Consider the following 16,235-nt stretch of genomic DNA (forward strand, 5'->3'; position numbering starts at 1 on the left):
GGGCCGACCTCGACGCCTTCGTTGCGGTCATGCGCCATCCCGACCGAGCATGCGTTACGCGCACCGCTTTTGAGATCATCGAACCGCGGTCCTTCACCGTGCCTTGCGGGCGTTGCCCCGCCTGCCGTAAGAACAGCGTCAACCCGCCCATTCATCTGGTCGCGGCCGGGCTGGAAAAGCCTTGGCCAGACGCCTTGCCCGTAACAGCCGGCCACGGCTCTGTGACGCGACGATGTCTCCGGGCCCGATTCGGAGGATCGATCGGGCCAAATCAGATCGCACGGCCGCGAGCTCCGTCTCCCAGCGTTCCAGTTCATCCTCAAGATGCCGCCAAGCCTCCCGCGCGTCCTGAAAGGGCCTCTTTTCCCCGAACCAAATCGGGCGGGGATGCTTCAATGGCCAGGACCTCTAAGCCCTCAATTTCTTGCATCACCTTTCCGGCGATACCTTGCAAGTCGCCGTACATCCCGACGGTCGACTCGATTACGCCTTGTATCTGAGCCTCCCGCTTGGCCCACAGGCGTGTTGTGGCCTTTCGTTCCTTGGCCAGGTCGTCCTGCATATCAGAGAACTTTTCGACGATGGCTTCGACGCGATGGCGGAACCGGGGACCCGTCAGATAGCCGTAGACCTGCTCCATTTTGGTAGCCTGGCCGTCCTGGGCGAGGCGGGAATTCGCCAGCTCGATCAGGGATTGCCGAAGCATGATGGCGATCGGCATCGCGCATTTGGGATGGGCGACATAGACACCATCCAGAAGATCGAAGGTTTCCACACCGGGAGGCAGCGCTTCCGAGATCATCAGCGCGATATCCGCTTTCGCCGCCCGTTGGTCGGCCCTGAGCTTCCCCAGCCAACCCTGGCTCCAGTTTTTGGTGCGTTTCGATTCCCACAAAATGGCGCCGCATGGCTGGCCGGCCGGTCCCACAACGCGGTGCAGGACATCTCCACCGAACTCGCCCTTGGCTACCGGTTCAATGATGTCCATTGGGAACCGGCTGGCAATGAGAGACTCCAGCTCGAGCTCCAGCACCTCGCCCTGCAGCTGCTGGGAACCCTGTTCCGCACGGCGCTTCAACTCCTCAATCTGACGCTGCATCCCGGCGATCTGTTCTTCTTTTTCCGCAACTTTCATTTTGAGGCCGTCTTCGGCTTCGGACCTCGCTTTGACGCGAACGGCGTCCAGCCCCTCCTGGATCTTTCTTTCGATGGTCAGCGCCATCTCGCGTTTCTCATCGTCAAGCGCACGCTGCTTTTTTAGGAATTCCGCCTGTTGCTGCTGGGCCTCGGTGAGCTTTTCGTCACGCGCCTTCAACGTCGCCTCCAGCTCGGCGAGCTTTTTATCCTTATCCTCCAAGTCTACCGACAGCAGCAGTTTCGCCTTGCGGGCCTCCTCGATCGCGATTGCGGCACGCTCAAGCTTAATTTTCTCGGCCACCTGGTTGCCGATGTCCTCTTTGGCGGCGGCAATCTCAGCCTGCTGGCGCTTAAGCTCCTCTTCTCTGGCAGCCATCGATGCGTTGCTCTGCGCTAGCCGCATTTCGTATTCTTCGCGCGTGGCGGCAATCAATGGGGCCGCGAGCGACTCGTTGAGCTTGATTTCCGTCTTGCAGCTTGGGCAGCTTATTGTCGGTTCATTGAGAATCCTGTCGCCCTGCAGCATGGCTTTGGTGGGTTGGACCGTCATCGGCGGGCTGCCTCTCCGAGGAATCATTGAAGGACGCGCCAGAGTATATCTCGCCAGGCATTTTTGGAAAAGAACAAAAGGTAAACAGATGGTTTATCCCCGCCGCAAAGCTAGGGGAGGCGACCAGGAGGGCTCGTGGCCTGGCTGGCGGGCAAGGTGGGTGCTGATTTCCTGGAGCTATCAAAATCATTGCAAACGGCGAGTCGTGCAAGGAGACATGTGGTTATCATGGCGCTGTAGGTGCCGCCCGCATCGACGGGCAGAATGCCCCGTCGATGTTCCCAAGCCCCCGTGACCGTGGCTGAGTTCTGTCAGGGCCGCGCAGATCATGCGCGCCGCGAAGCGGTTGCCTTGAAAGCGCGAAACGCGGTCAAAGTTTCGGCAGGCGGTCGGCGTGCTTCTCGAGAAAATCGTTGACGGCCTCAACATAGTAGTCGTTGACCCGCCGGCCTTCGGAAGCAGCGAGCAAGCGAAGGCGCCGCTTGTCTTTGGCGGCGATATAGATGGTGGTCGGCTGCTTCTTGTCCTCCCGAAGCGATTTTCCAGCGACCGGATCGCGTTTTTCGCCTTCTTCCTTCACCTTGCGGATATCCGCGCCGCTCATTTCCAGTTTTGGGCGATTGAGCTTCGGAAGCACAGCCGCCGCCGGCTGCATCACGCTTAACAGAGCGCCCTTTTTGGCGTTGTCTACCATCATCTCACTCCGCTGCGGCCGACCGATTGGCCTCAATCACATACCGGACAATCTCGGCAAATATCGCTTCGGACTCGGCGATGGCCTTCGGGTCTATCCTGCCGCCTGAATAGAGCGTGTTGCCCGTCTGCATGTCCTTATAGGCAATGCGGTAGGGCATTTCCTCGTTGGCAATTCGTGTTCCATCTTCCTGGATGATCTCTCGCAAGTCAGCCAGCGCCCTTGCCCGCTTGTCGATGACGGTGTTGTTCGTAAAAACATACATCACCGGCAGGGCAAAGCCGCGGTTCTCGGCGACCAGGGGAATGTGGCCGTTTACAAGCTGATGAGCGGCGGTAACGTCGTCCATGGCTAGATGCAGCGGCACCACGGCGATGTCGGCGGCGAAAAGCGCAGCCGTCAGTTCGTCATTCGTCTTGCCCTCGGTGTCGATAATGACCAACTTGCCCGTCTTATCCTGCTCCTGGGCCAGAGCGAGGATATCGGTCGGCGACGTGACTGCCACGATCTCCAGATTTTGGGGCTTGTTGCCGAAGCGATCGAGCAGCATGGACCAGCGGCCAATATTCTTGCGCTCGTCGGCGTCAATGACAAAAACACTGTGGCCCTGGTGCGCGGCGACACTGGCCAAGGCACGTACGAGCGTGGATTTTCCGACACCGCCTTTTGCCACGGCAACGGTCATGATCATCAGGCTCCGTCCTTCGCTGAAAAGCGCTATAGCGTTCCGATTTATAACGTTGCGACGGTGCGATTTACAAGCAATTTGATACTTTAATTTATGGCGTTTCGGGCTCATCGCGTCATGGCGCTATGTCCCCATTAATTGCAGCGTTGTGCCGTCGTGACGCTGTGCCATTGTGACGGCGCGTCGCTACACCGTTGTGATGGTAAAGAGTAATACCGCTATAGAGCTAAAGCATCCGTCAATTATAATTTCCACTGGCGCAGCAGCGCATTGGGTAACGAATGAAGTGCCGTGAATGTGGCAATGTCATTAGCTTGTTTTTCCCTCATGTTTAAGGTAGTTCTTCTTTGGCAGGATAGCGAGATTTGTGGAACAAATCCCTTTTGCGCGCTCGCTTTGCGGCCTTAGGTCGGAAAACATGGGAGAAAAACAAGGCCGTGCCACGCCAGGGCGTTAGCTACGGAGAAGTAGTCAGGTTCCGCGTCAGTGCGGACGAAAAGGCGGCACTCGTCGCCATCAGCGCCCGCGAAGGCGTGCCGGAATCCGAAGTCATCCGTCGTCTTTTGCGCGCGGAAACGGGGTTGTTTCTGCCGGTGGCCGATGTCGATCGACCGGCGATCGAGGGTCTTCGAGAGCAGCTGCGCAAGATCGGCGGCAACCTCAACCAGGCCGTCCGCGCCATGAACGCCGGCCGCGTCGGCTACGAACCGGCGCTCGCCAAGAGCCTCGCAGCGCTTCTCGGAATGATGCAGCCGATGAACAAGCGGCTCGCCGAAATGGCGCGGCCAGCCCGGATGCGACGGAACTCGGGTCAATGAGCGGGTATTTTTCCGAACTGGCGCTTGAGATTGACGCGATGCTTGGCGGCAACGCGCCGCCCATAGAGGCAGGGATAACGGACGATCTGTCGGAGGCAGAGGAGATCCGGCGACGCGCCTATGCCGCCACAGTGGCGGCCTGGAGCTCGCCGGCGGAACCGGGCACAGACAATGCGCCGGCGACGCGATCGGCCGGGCGTGCCGCGGGGTTGGGGAAGGGGAGCGCAAAAATTTCGTCCACGCAGCGGCCAGCCGCTGCAGGGGCGAAGAAAACGGCCGCTTCTGCGGCCGTGAAATTCGCTGCGACCGGATTTTATTCGGCGCCAAGCGCGCCTGCAGCGCCGCTCACGGCGGCGGCAAAAAGTTTCGGCCCGACTGACTCGGCAACCATCACCGCTGCGCTACGGCCGTTCACGGGGCAAAATGACCCGATCGCCGTTTTCACCAAAGTCGCAGCACTTGCGGTCGCCAATGACGAGGATGAAAGACGGCGACGGGGAGGGGGTGGCGGTGGCGGCCGCCCAGTTCCGACCGCTGTCGCAAAGACCACGCGCGGGCCAAGCCATGTGGAGGCGATCGCCGCGCGCGCGGGAATGGCGGCCGGCGCGCAGCCAGCGGTGTTCAAGGTCATTTCGACGGCCGGGACCAAGGGAGCTGCCGGCGCCTTGCTCGAATATCTCGGCACTAGGCCCGGCGAGGACGGCAAGAAACACGATATCGCGGTGTTTACGAGTTCGGGGCTGAGTGTCGAGACCGGCGAGCAACGACGCGCGCTTCTGGAGGAGTGGCAGGAAGACTTTCGCGAGCCGTTCCAGAACACGAATTTTATTGAGGTCGACATCGAGCTCTCCGGCGATCCCGGCCGGGATGATCTGCACGACGCCTTGAATGCCGCGTTCGGCAGCAAGCCATTCGTCTATTCGCGCGCCGGCGACACCGTAAAGGTCTATGCCTACACCGACATGAAAGCGGCAGCACTGGCAAAGGCGTTGCAAAAGGTCGACCACGAAAACGGCAGGGGAGGTGTCCTGCAACGGGCGGATGCCGGTATTAGCGCGCGGCTGAACGACGCCGGCGTGGCCGGCAAGGCCGAGATCAAGGCCGCCGTTTCGACGGCAAGAGGCGGCCAATATTTTTTGCAGAAATTCATTCGCGCCAATGCCGGCGTGATCAAGTCCAACGGCGAAGAGCTGCCGGCCGGCCAGCGACCGGACAAGACCGCGCAAGCCCTCTACGCGTCTTGGAAAGCGGATTTCAAGACGGTGGAGCCACGCAACGTTTATCACGTCATCTTTTCGGCCAGGGCCGGCACTGACGCGCGTGCGTTGCTGCGCGCGGCCGAGAACGTGCTTGCCGAAAACATTCCTGACCACAAGTGGGCGATCGCGCATCATCCGGAGACCGGGCACGTCCATGTGCACGCGATGATCCTCGCGCGCTCGGAAAGCGGCCGGCAGCTGCATTTCAGCAAAGCGGACCTTTTCGACTGGCGCGTGGCCTACGCCGAAAAAGTCCGCGAGGAGGGGATTGCCATGATGGCGACCAGCCGCATGGACTTTGCCGCTTCGCGGCCGTTCAACATGCGCCAGGCCGGTGCGTACGAACGATCGAAGCGGGACACACGTTACTCCGTGTCGCCGACGATCGCGCAGCGCGTCGAGGCGAAGCGGCAGGCCGTTTTCGAGGCAAAGACGATCGCCGCCTATGGGGCAGGGATCTCGCGTGGCTGGCAGGTGACCGCCACGATGACGCGCGAGGCAATGCCCGGGTCGCAAGCGGACGCCGGCGCGGCGGCGTTTTCAGCTGCGCTCGCCGATGTCGCGGCCGCGCAAAGGTCCGAACTTCGCGCGACGCCGGCGTCAAGCGGGGAGGGGACACCGCTATCGCCGTCGGTTGAAACAGTTGATACTCTAATTGACCTAACCAACCGCATACAGGAGATCATGAGCATGGAATTGTCGCCGCTGGAGCTGCGCCGGAAGATCGTGGATGTGAACAAGGCTTTCGACCGGGTCGACGGCTCCTTGTCCAATAAGGAGGACAAGCAGGAACTCGCGGGCATACGCAAGGAAATGAACGGCCTCCTGAACGAACGGCTGAATGATGTGCGGGTGCAGGCGGCGACTGGCGGAACCGGGACCGCTGACACGGTGCGGGACGAAGGCCGCTCTCTTCGCGAAAAAGATCAGCAGGCCAAGACACGGGACCGCGCGAACGAGCAGAATCCACGGCAGGCCGACAAACAGCCCGCACCGGGCTCCGCGGCGGGAAAGAAGGCCGAGCAGCAGGCTTACCGTGTCGAGAGGCAGAACCGCGACACGCAGCGCTCCATGGACGATGACCGGGGGCTTGAGTAGCTGTCGGCACCTAAGTGTGAAATGCGGCAGTTTATGCGGGCGGTGGCACTTAGTTTGAGAAGTCTCAGCGCGTCGCTCTTAACTAAGATGCAAAGGTGAAAACCACCCCATCGACACGCTATGACATTGAAAACGTGGCGAAGTTGTCGGCGCTCGGCATCCGCGAAATGACGGGCGGGGATGCTACCGAGAGTGGGGAATCGCCTTGTAGCTCCCTCTCCGACAATTGAGCGTTCCCTTGTGAGGTGCCGCTCGGCGCGGTTCCTGAGTTATTACCTTCATTGCCCGCTCCGATTTCTCGGCCGGCACATCGAAGCTGCGCGCGATCCAGCTGCGCTCGCCCCGGCAACCGGCGAAAAAACCAGCCGCCAGATTCGGCGTGCGAGACGCCGAAACGTCAGCAGCAAACGCCAGAACGATCAGCATCGGGGCGAAAGATCGTCAGTTCGAGATGACCGTCCGAGATCTGCCCGCAATGACCAGAGCGCTGCCAAGGTTAGCACGCATGCGGTCTTACGTTGCACGGCAGTGTTGCGCTTGTGAAATACTGCTGGCAACATTGCTAGTCGTCATTGGCGAGCGCACGGATCTGCTGCACTCGTCCTGAGCGGGGGAGAGCCAAAACCTATGGAGATCGTCAGCGAAGGGTTCCCACAGGCTGGACAGCAGTTTCGATTCACAATTGTAGGTGGGATCGGCGCAGTAAGAATAGAAGTTTACCTGGATGGGCGTCAGCTTTACTCAGACGATTGTCCTGATCCGCCGTGCCATGAGATGGTCCAAGTCCCCCCCGGAACGGGAGGTGCCACAGTGCGAATCCTTGCAAAGGACTCTTCTGGTGATATCTCTGATCGGAAGTTTACAATTATCGACGCGGACAGAAGTATGGGAGGCGCAATGTCTGCTGGGGACGTCTGAGGATGGACAATTTTTTTCAGGAGCTTAATAAGCTCACCCCATCTACGCTGGCGGGTTTCACTGCCCTAGCCGGGGCGATAGGGGCAATAGTTGCTAGCGTTATTACAGCAATAGTTGCTAGGTTTGTCGTCACGCCGTTCTTGGGAGCACGTGACAAGCAGGACAGGGAAGTGGAGTGGCGCAAGCACGCCATTGAGCTCACAAAGTTGGATCTTGATAGAAAACTCAAGGCCCCAACGAGGATGGATGTGAAACCGGTCCGTCCGAGCATTCTTGATTTCCTTGCAAACTATCGCGATCTTCAGGAACTTGGGCAGAAGTCGCCAAAGGAGCTTTATAAGACAATTATAGAGAGACGCGTTAGTGCTCCCGAGGGTGCGACAAATCCAAACGGAGCGAATACTAATGCGGACGCGGCGCCAACAACATAATTAGCTGCTAAGTGATATCTACCCGTCGTGCGAAGAAGTTCCTACGGGCAGCAGGCGCCTGAAGGCTGTCACGGATCGCAGTGGATTTCCGAGTCAATGGAAATGATGCCGGCCCGAAAATCTCCAGCTGGTAAGAATGGGTGAGCACAGCAGCCGCGTGTAGAGCGTGCGACGCTACATTTGATTGAGCAGTGCCAATACCGTCTCAGATCTCTCACCAAATCCGATACCCTTGAATTCGGGTTTATCCGTAAACACGCCTCGAATTTTGACATCGCCGATGAAAAGAGCCGCGGAATCCATCATTGGGCAGCCAGAAAGACCTCTAGGTATCGGGCTCATGACGCTCTTGCCCGAGCGCGGGTTACGATTCTTACGCTTCGGGTAGTCCATTGTTAGCCGGTCTGTTCCGCCGTCGATCTCTTTGTTGGTGTACACGAATGGCGTTGGGAACAGTCCACCCCCACCCCGGTTAAAATCCCGAGCGAGATAGCCATGAATCGTCAGCAGTTTTGAATTCTTTGCTGATCCGTTATGCAACACATCAGCTGGGAGGCAGCGGTTCATGTCTATCCTGTCGGCATGAAAGGCAGCGAGGTCATGCTCGCGAGCGTAGAAAACATCAGTCACTTCCGCCTCATTGAGACTGAGCAGCCGATCATTTTGGAAGAAGAACTTGTCGTTGTGATTTTCATCAATTTTGTGGCCTCGTAGCACGTGCTTTGCAGTCACGATAGCGGGGCGTCCATTCCAAGCGATCAGAAACCCTGTCCCAACCTGCTCGGGCATCTGCTTTTCGTTCGCTTTGTAGAAGGCGACGAGGGAAGGCTGCACAATTGCCTCGCAGGCAGCGACCACGTGGTTAGCGAACATGTCTGTAAACGCGCGCATCAAAGATGATCCATTGAAAAAAGCCGGGCCAGCAACGCGTGTAGCGATGAATCCATGGCGGTCCTGCAGCCATTGCAATGCACCTCGGTCGACACTTTCGCGGGCCTCCCCATCGTTTGGATGGTTTCCTTGCTTAGCGAGTTTCGGACCGCAGGTGCACGACGACGACAGGATATCGGTATCTTTTTTTTCAAGGCGGCGCGCCGCACTAACTTGGGATTAATCAATGCTCTGCAAGGCCGTAACGAGATCGCGCAAGCCGGCGTCTGCTTCCGATTTATTGGCCGCGTTCGCGGCGACCTTCGCGACCCGGCGGATTGCGTCCGCAGTCCTTGCTTGGGCTTCTGTCGATACGGCATCGTTGCGTCCAGCGGCGCGTGTAATTGCGGCCAGTTTGGCTTGTTCCGGGGCAGGTGTGGCCGACTGGTTGATGGTTTAGGGTTAGCTGCAATGTCGGTCGTCACGGTGACCGGGCGGGTCGGCGGTGGAGGCGCTTGCCAGCCTTGGCCGCGAAAACTGCGCCGCGCGGCCGCGTTAATGCCGGCATCGCTTCATTCGCGCGCGCAAACCGCGGCCGAACCAACATGTCGCCAAAACCAGCACCTCCGTTTTGGTACTGCTTTCCTGCCCAACTCCGGTTCCTTGTTCACCTTGGCGGCCGCCGCCTTGAAGGCCGGAATCGGCATCCAGGCACGTTTCATTTCGAATGAATTTGAAACCGTTTAGAGTTCGCCGAGCTGGGGTCAATGTTTGGCGCTTGTCCACACACTTGCCGCCGGACGAAGGCTTCGAGCAGCAACGGGAAGTTGCTGGTAATGAGCTTCGCACGCTGCTGCGCCGCGGACGCGATGTCCTGGTTCATTGCCGCGGCGGGCTCGGACGAGCCGGTACGATTGGTGCTCGACTTCTGATCCTTGGTCCACGGTTGCGCGTCACAACATCGGATTTCTTCTTTGACCTCACATCGACTGCAGTGTTGTAGTGTTGTCCCGGTGGAGCACCTTTCAGGATTGGTCGTCACGCAGCTCAGCGGCGTGTCATCATTTTGGTGTCCACAAAAATACCAAAAACCCCGCAGCAAGCCAGACGGCAGCGGTTACATCGGCATCAAAAGGGGTGTGTGCAAGCCGTCTCGCTTCTCGCGCGTAACGATCGGCGGACCGAATTCCGGGTATACTGTTTCGGTGAAGTTTACCCCGCTTGGTCCCGAAAGACCAGCGCTCACCCTTACCTTCCACAACCGCCCCCGCCCTGACGATGAATCCTTCGTGTATATGAACTCATAGAGGCCTTCGGCGGTCAGCTCTTCCCCGCAGCGTCTCGTGGAATAGACCCAATAGACCTCATTCTCGCGCACGCTGAAGCCTTGTTTGTATGCCTCCTTGCACAGATCACGATCGACGAACCCGACGACCCAGTCCTTCTCCTTGTCATAATCGATGGCAATGAAGGTCTTGTCGGGCCAAGTCGCGCGGATGAGATTGTGTTCGTCGTCATAGAAAAATGTGTACACATTCCTCCAGGCGTTTTTGACAGCAACAAGATCTCCATAGTGATTGTATCGGTATTCGATCAACAGATCGTCAGGAGTATGGATGCGGAGCACCTTGCCCGCCGAGTTGGTCGAAAAACGGTAGCGGCGGTCTTCCCAGTCGACGATTTCGATGATCCTGCCGTAGCGCCGTATGATTTCCACCGTACCGAAACCCGACGTTTCGATCCCTGAGACATGGCCCATACGGTCAAAGTGCAGCGTTTCCTTGCCGTCGGCACTCCGGTATACGAATCTCTGGGCGGAAACTTCCAGGGTGCTGCCGTCCTGCGCGGTCAGCACCCGGCCGGGGCCTTCGCTCCGCTGCTGTGGCTCGAATTCGAGGCTCGCTCCGCCTCCGCAGAATGACAGCTCGAAGGAGTCCCGATCGTTAAAAGCGATTGAGGTCTCAAACTTCGAACACCAGCCGAACCCGAACATGCCGTCGAAGAGAGAACGACTGTTATAGGTGCGCAGGACCGAGACGCCCAGCTTTTCCGTCACGTCGATCCAGGTGTTTGTATAATTGGCGTTTTGCATATCCACCAAAGCATTCCCTAGCCGGACCGTCGAGAGGATCAGCGCCACGGCGATTAGGAAGGCCCGCACGACCGACGAAAGTGCGTTGAACACAACCGTCATGTCTCCAGCGCCTTGAGAAGTGCTTCAACAAACGTCGTCGCCTCAGGTTGCAGCAGGATATCCTTGAAGAGCGGCTCGGAAGCCAGCGGCTCCAGCGTTTTCCGCAAAGCCTTCAAGGCTTCCGCGGCGCGACGGCGAGCTTCGCGATCGTCTTTGCCGGGATCGAAGGGACGCAGGTCCACACTCGTCGGGCCGCCGGAAAGCGCAAACTTGAATTTGTCCCCGCCGATCGTGACCAGGATGTCCCTGCTAATTTGTTTCTCCTGAAGCACTTCCAAGGTGAACGTACCGGCTTCAGTGGCGATCCGCGTCGGAAAGCGTTCCCTGTCATAGGTCACCGTGGCGAGCGTCTCACTGTTGCCGACGAGGCGCGCCAAGCCTTCTCGCTCGTCTCGGGCGACCGAGTAAAGGACGGATTTGCCCTCCGCTGGCCGGAACTGGGCGCGGACGACCCGGCCCATGTGATCATAGTCGACTTCGATCTGCCGCCCCTGCGAGAACGCCCGCGTGATCCTGCCCATCTCGTCCCGTCTTCGACGGATAGGCACCTCAGGAATGGGCTGATTTGCGAGCAGGCGTCGGCGCAGGTCGGCTTGCGGCCCCGCGTAGGCGAGCGCGAGGCCAATGGGCGGGCGGCGGCCGGCCTGCTTGGCCAGCGCTGCCCAGCGCTGCACAGCGTCCCCCGCCGCGCCTCGACGCTCCAGGATGTGAGCTATTCGTATGGCTGCGGTGCGCATGCCACGCTGTTGCGCGCGTAGCGAAAGGAATGCCGCATCGGCCTCGGCAACGTATCCGCCCTCCAGCAGAGCGCGCTCGGCCAGACGGTCGAAGGCCTCAGCCCATCCATCGCGTGCGGCCATCCGCATCAAATGCAGGCTCACCCGACGCTTTTCGTCGCGTTTCGCCTTGCCGTCGGAGGAAGTGTCGCCATCGAGTTCCTCGTGCTCCTGCTCAAGCCGTTGGGCCACGACCATCGCGGCCTCGGCCAAGTAGGTCGACGCGAAGTCCCATAGCGCATTCGCTTCTCCCGTGGAGGCGGGCTTTGCCTGATTCGTATCGAGAAGACCGGCGAGGCTGACTGCTGCGTACGGATTGCCGCTTGTCGCAGCGAGGCGATAAAGGCTTTCCTCCGTCTCCTCTCCACCGCGTTGCAATTCGGGATGCCTCGCGAGCCACAGAGCAAGGTTGCGCGGCGCGCGCAGATTGTCACCCAGCGTCATTGCCTTCCGGTAGTGGTCGGCGATCTCCTGCGGAGTCGCCAGCGACTTCTCTTGGAGGAAGCCTGCATAGGCATTGAGAGCGTATCCCGACCCAAACTCGGTCGCGCGTCGGTATAGGGAAACCGCGCGCTCGGGATCGGTATCCTCGATTGCCACCGCCAACCGGTACATCGCGAATGTGTCGCCTTTGGCCACGGCGGCCTCATAGGCTTCGCGCGCTTCGGTGTCGCTTGCCGGCCTTCCGTCGAGGCCAAATTCGCGTTCGTGGCCGAGGCGCGCCTCGGGGATCGTGCCATCGGGCAGTTTCGATATGAACGGAGAGAAGGCGGGCGCGGCATCGATGCTCTTGCTGGCACCTGCGCTAGCAAGCAGGTCGGCGACGATTGCCTTTGCTCCCTCGCTCGATGGGCGGGCCGACATGCTCTTTTCGATAGCCGGTTCGAGGATGTCGCAGCGCTTCAAAGCGTCGCCTGCCTCGAAGATCGTGCCGTCATTCAGCCGCCGAAGGCGATGGCACGCGGTAAGGAGCTCGACAGGCCACCCGGCACCGCGGAACACCGGCGTCGTGGAGCCCTTGGCGACGACGCCGATCCACGGGGCATATGCCGAAGGTGCTGGCAGCCACTCGTCCATATCAACACAATACCGGCCGCGCGAGTTCGAGAGTCGATCCTCGCATGCGTCACGATCGACAGGTGGATACGATACATTGAAGGTCAGCCATACGTCCCGCCACTCCTCATCGGTCGAAAGGGACGCGACATCTAGATGTGGATTGTAGCGGATGCGCGGCCGTTCGCCGATCTGGCGGGCGATGCCCGACTGATCCGAAACGAGCTCCAGCCTTTCACTGCCACGAAGGATCCGGCCGTCCTCCGTTGTGGCGACGATGCCACCCTGGTCGTCAGCGGCGATGTCGGCCACTGTGATTCCGGCGCCGGTCGCCACTTTCTCGGGCAGTTCCTTGCCGATGCGCCATACCTGTCCAGCCGATAGCACGAAGACGCGGCCGGATGACCCGAGCACCGTGAGATCCTTGCTCGTCAAAAAGGGGGCACTGGCAATGTCGATTGCTCCGATCATAGCAAGTTGACCGTCCGCCACTGTCCACCGTTCCAAGCGGTTGGACCGGATTAGCAGGGCTGTCTTGTTCATCCGATCGATGCCAAGCGAGACCGGCTCCCCAGGGAGCTGTGCCGAAGCTGTGCTTTCGGTCAATGGGTTCGAAATGACTAAGACGGTCCCCGTCTCGCGGACGTGGAGAGACGCGATGAATTCCACATCTCCAGCGGCCAGCCGAGTGCGTCCGGTCGACGTTTCAGATGAGGCGGAGTTGACGTCTGCCATCGCCGCGAGCTGTGACCTGATCTGGCCATTGATCTCGCCGCTGGCTTCGATCGCGCCGGCAGCGCTGAGAATTACTGCGGCCAGCGCCTGGCTCAGTTCCGAGTCCTCGAGGAGTCCTTGCGCGGCGAGTTTCACCGCCTTCTCGGTTGCCGCGCCGGAGATACCAATGCTCCGTTCCAAGTTACGATCGCCTGCTTGTCGCTCGGCGAGCTCGGCGCGGTCGCGCTCAGCCACAGCCCTGTCGCGCTCGTGCGTCGCGATCTGCGCTTGCCGGGTCGCTTCCTGGGCCTGGCCAAGTGCGTAGACTAAAGCGCCGATCGCAACGACAGCGAGCAGGCTGGCGGCTATGGCGCCGATCAGCGTTCTGCGGGCCACCTGTTTCTGGCGTTCGGCCGCGAGCCGCTGCGCCTGCGCGAGCTGCAGCGCCTCTTCCAGTTCACGATCGCGCCGGGCATTGTCCGCAGCGCGCGCCGCAGCGAGATAGTCCTCGACCAACGCGCCGGAGAATCCGGCGAACCGCTCCTCGCGCGCGAAGCGGTCGGCATCCTCTAGCCGCCCGGCTTGATGAGCCAGCCACTCCTCTTTGCGTCCATTGGCATCCCAATCGCGTGCGGCGCGCGCGACGCCTTCGAGAGCGACGAGCGCGGCGAAATCCTCATCTAGCCAACTTTGCAGCAATGCCCATTGCCGTAGCAGCGCCTCATGCACCGGCTCGATCGTCGTGTCGCCCTGCCGGACCAGCGTCGAGACTCCGTCGCCATCGGCGGAAGGTGCAAAGTCCTGCTCCGTCGACAGCAACCGCTCCGCCACCAGATGGCCGACAAGTGACCGCGCGTCCTCCGGAATCTCTGACAACCGGGCCACTCGCCGACGCGGCGCCCCCGTATCGGGGTCGATGCCGGCAAGCCATGGGATGAGCGCGCGCCGGAGCAGCGCAAGTTTGGCAGCGCGGTCCCGCGGCACGGCCTGATCGGCGTCCGAGGCCTTGAGCGCCCGCTCCACCGCGGCCTCGATGGAGCCACGAATGCCGCCGATGTCGCGGTAATCGACGAGCCTAAGGTCGCCGTCGCCACCATGTTCCAGATAGAGCCTCTCCAGCGTGAAGGCAAGCAGCGGCAGTGCGTCCTTGCCGCCGCCCGCCTCGATGTCGGCAAGCAGCGCGGCCGTCAATGCCGGCTCGATCTTCAGCGCTCGCTTAGTGTCCTTCAGCCTCGCCACAGGCCCCTCAATTACCGTCTGATAGGCTCCTTGCGGCATCGGAGGCAGCGACATCGTCGTCTGGCGCAGACCCTCCAGAGCGGTGGCAGTTTGCAGTTGCTCGTAGGAATCGGAGCGGATGGTCACGAGGAGTATCACGCGCGGCGTCGGCAGCGTGATGACAGAAGCCAGCAGCACGAGGAGCGCATCGGCTTCGGCGCGCCCATCGGCGAGGAAGAGCTCCTCGCCTTGGTCGATGGCAATCACTATCGCCGGGGCCGCCGGCTGCAGCCCCCCGTCAAGCTTCGGAACGCGCAATGCCTCGGCAAGTTCGGCAAGCAGCGCCGCGAACGTTCCCGGGTGGCCGACTGTCGCCGCCTTTGCCCTCGCACGGCTCAGTTTCAGTCCGGCCAGGCGGAAGGCGCTTTCGATAGACGCGAGCAGACCGCTTTCGCCAGTGATCGCGGCGCGCTCCGGTCGCAGCACCGGCAGCGGCAAGAAATTGCGGTCATCGCGGGCCATCCTCGGCAGGAGGCCGGCACGCAGGAAGGACGACTTACCCGCTCCTGACGCGCCGAGGATCGCGAGCAAGCGTGGCGAGGCTTCGTCGGCAAGGCCGCGCAGGCGGTCGAGAGCCTCGATGACAGGTGCCTCGCGGCCAAAGAAGATACCGGCGTCCTCCGCCTCCAGCGGCTTCATGCCGCGCCAAGGCGGCCGATTGCTATCGCTGTCGGGCGGCCAGGGGAAAAAGCGAGCGTCGAGGCCGGCCTTAGTCAGCCCAACCCTCAGTGAGGATAGGCCGGCCTTCGAAAAGGTAACGTGTTCCTCGCGGCCGTCCGGCAGTATGGAGCGAAACATCATATGATCCGCGCCGCCGGCTAGCCGTACCACTTGCCAGTTCGCCGTCAGGTCGGGCGGCAGGTCGGCAATCGGGATATCCTCGATAAGCACGCCGACCATACGCTTGTTCAGCCGGAGCGCTAGATTGAACTCTTTCAGGCACCAGCGCGATCCGAGCCAAGCGCTTGAAACTAGGAACAGCACCGCCTCGCAGCGACTGGCGGCTTGGTTAAGCGCACGCTCCCAGCGCTCGCCGGCAACGATGCCGCGCTGGGGGTCGAGATCAAGAAATAAATCGTCCCAGCCTTCGGCGACGAGAAAGTCGCGAAGCGCTGCCGCTGCGAAATTGTCAGCACTCGAATGACTGAGGAAGATCCGCGCCAAGCCCACACGTTCCTACGTCGCCTTCAGCCGTCACAGTAATCGTAACGGTTATGGCCCGCAACGGGGGAGGATCACCTCCGTAAAACGTCGTTGTCGATGACCGCTCGCGGCCCCCGCCTGTCTGATAATATCCGAACCAGTGGAGCTCTCTCTCTCTCATCAACATCACAAGTGTCCACTATCCAGCAAATGGACACAATTCGTGTGATCGTCGCAGCGCCGGAAGACGCCTCAGGCCGGACGCTTACGCTGCAAAACATGCACGAAAACGACGGCGATGACGGCTCGGAAGGCAGAACCTCTCGCGGTCCCTGACCGTCCCAATGAGAGCTATTTGGCAGCCGGCAACCCGACGGACCTTTGCGTGGGCTCCCCGGACTTCAGCATCCAGCAGGGCGCCCGGCACGAGCACTTAACAAACATCATGCCGGTTATCGAGCAGACTATGTGGGCGGCAGCCACTTCACCGGACGGGGTTGATAGCACCGACGCCCGGCGCTAAGCCATCGCCCGCCTTGCCAAAGCCGAAGGACTTGACTTCGGCGGCGAGTTTACCAACGTCGAGCCGGGAAGGGCACGATGCATCGCTA

10 protein-coding genes are annotated in these 16,235 nt (G+C 60.6%); 4 read left to right on the forward strand and 6 right to left on the reverse strand.

The window, feature by feature from the left end; genetic code table 11:
- Positions 1 to 319: 319 nt before the first annotated feature.
- The 3 genes from ABVK50_RS29035 to ABVK50_RS29045 all read right to left on the reverse strand — a co-directional run bounded on the left by ABVK50_RS29035 (position 320) and on the right by ABVK50_RS29045 (position 3,072).
- Positions 320 to 1,687 (reverse strand): DUF2130 domain-containing protein, encoded by a 1,368-nt coding sequence (locus ABVK50_RS29035; protein ID WP_353646282.1) that lies wholly within the window; start codon positions 1,685 to 1,687, stop codon positions 320 to 322.
- A 370-nt stretch (positions 1,688 to 2,057) separates the two neighbouring features.
- A complete protein-coding gene (locus ABVK50_RS29040; RefSeq protein ID WP_353646283.1) occupies positions 2,058 to 2,381 on the reverse strand; it encodes a hypothetical protein in 324 nt (107 codons plus the stop codon).
- Positions 2,382 to 2,385: 4 nt separating this feature from the next.
- Positions 2,386 to 3,072: a ParA family protein gene (locus ABVK50_RS29045; RefSeq protein ID WP_353646284.1), complete on the reverse strand. Its 687-nt coding sequence runs from the start codon at positions 3,070 to 3,072 to the stop codon at positions 2,386 to 2,388.
- Between the two features lie 434 nt (positions 3,073 to 3,506).
- On the opposite strand from ABVK50_RS29045, the gene ABVK50_RS29050 reads away from it, so the two are divergent.
- From ABVK50_RS29050 to ABVK50_RS29060, 3 genes are all read left to right on the forward strand, one after another.
- Positions 3,507 to 3,887 carry a hypothetical protein gene (locus tag ABVK50_RS29050; RefSeq protein WP_353646285.1) on the forward strand — a complete coding sequence of 127 codons (381 nt, stop codon included), beginning with the start codon at positions 3,507 to 3,509 and terminating at the stop codon, positions 3,885 to 3,887.
- The gene (locus ABVK50_RS29055; protein WP_353646286.1) at positions 3,884 to 6,244 is read left to right on the forward strand and encodes a relaxase/mobilization nuclease domain-containing protein; all 2,361 of its coding nucleotides are present in this window, start codon (positions 3,884 to 3,886) and stop codon (positions 6,242 to 6,244) included. The genes ABVK50_RS29050 and ABVK50_RS29055 overlap by 4 nt, the downstream gene beginning before the upstream one ends.
- A 920-nt stretch (positions 6,245 to 7,164) precedes the next feature.
- Positions 7,165 to 7,593 carry a hypothetical protein gene (locus tag ABVK50_RS29060; RefSeq protein WP_353646287.1) on the forward strand — a complete coding sequence of 143 codons (429 nt, stop codon included), beginning with the start codon at positions 7,165 to 7,167 and terminating at the stop codon, positions 7,591 to 7,593.
- A 174-nt stretch (positions 7,594 to 7,767) separates the two neighbouring features.
- Here the strand turns inward: ABVK50_RS29060 and ABVK50_RS29065 are convergent, their stop codons facing one another.
- Positions 7,768 to 8,484: a hypothetical protein gene (locus ABVK50_RS29065; protein WP_353646288.1), complete on the reverse strand. Its 717-nt coding sequence runs from the start codon at positions 8,482 to 8,484 to the stop codon at positions 7,768 to 7,770.
- 54 nt (positions 8,485 to 8,538) lie between these two features.
- On the opposite strand from ABVK50_RS29065, the gene ABVK50_RS29070 reads away from it, so the two are divergent.
- Positions 8,539 to 9,210: a hypothetical protein gene (locus ABVK50_RS29070; RefSeq protein WP_353646289.1), complete on the forward strand. Its 672-nt coding sequence runs from the start codon at positions 8,539 to 8,541 to the stop codon at positions 9,208 to 9,210.
- Between the two features lie 370 nt (positions 9,211 to 9,580).
- On the opposite strand, the gene ABVK50_RS29075 is transcribed toward ABVK50_RS29070, so the two are convergent.
- Together ABVK50_RS29075 and ABVK50_RS29080 are read right to left on the reverse strand one after the other, a co-directional pair.
- Positions 9,581 to 10,657 (reverse strand): DUF6531 domain-containing protein, encoded by a 1,077-nt coding sequence (locus ABVK50_RS29075; RefSeq protein ID WP_353646181.1) that lies wholly within the window; start codon positions 10,655 to 10,657, stop codon positions 9,581 to 9,583.
- Complete coding sequence (locus ABVK50_RS29080) at positions 10,654 to 15,645, reverse strand: TIR domain-containing protein (protein WP_353646182.1); 4,992 nt, start codon at positions 15,643 to 15,645, stop codon at positions 10,654 to 10,656. Before ABVK50_RS29080 ends, ABVK50_RS29075 begins: the two co-directional genes overlap by 4 nt.
- Positions 15,646 to 16,235: the final 590 nt, after the last annotated feature.

Origin of the sequence: Mesorhizobium sp. WSM2240, from assembly GCF_040438645.1 — a bacterium.
Lineage (GTDB): Bacteria > Pseudomonadota > Alphaproteobacteria > Rhizobiales > Rhizobiaceae > Allomesorhizobium.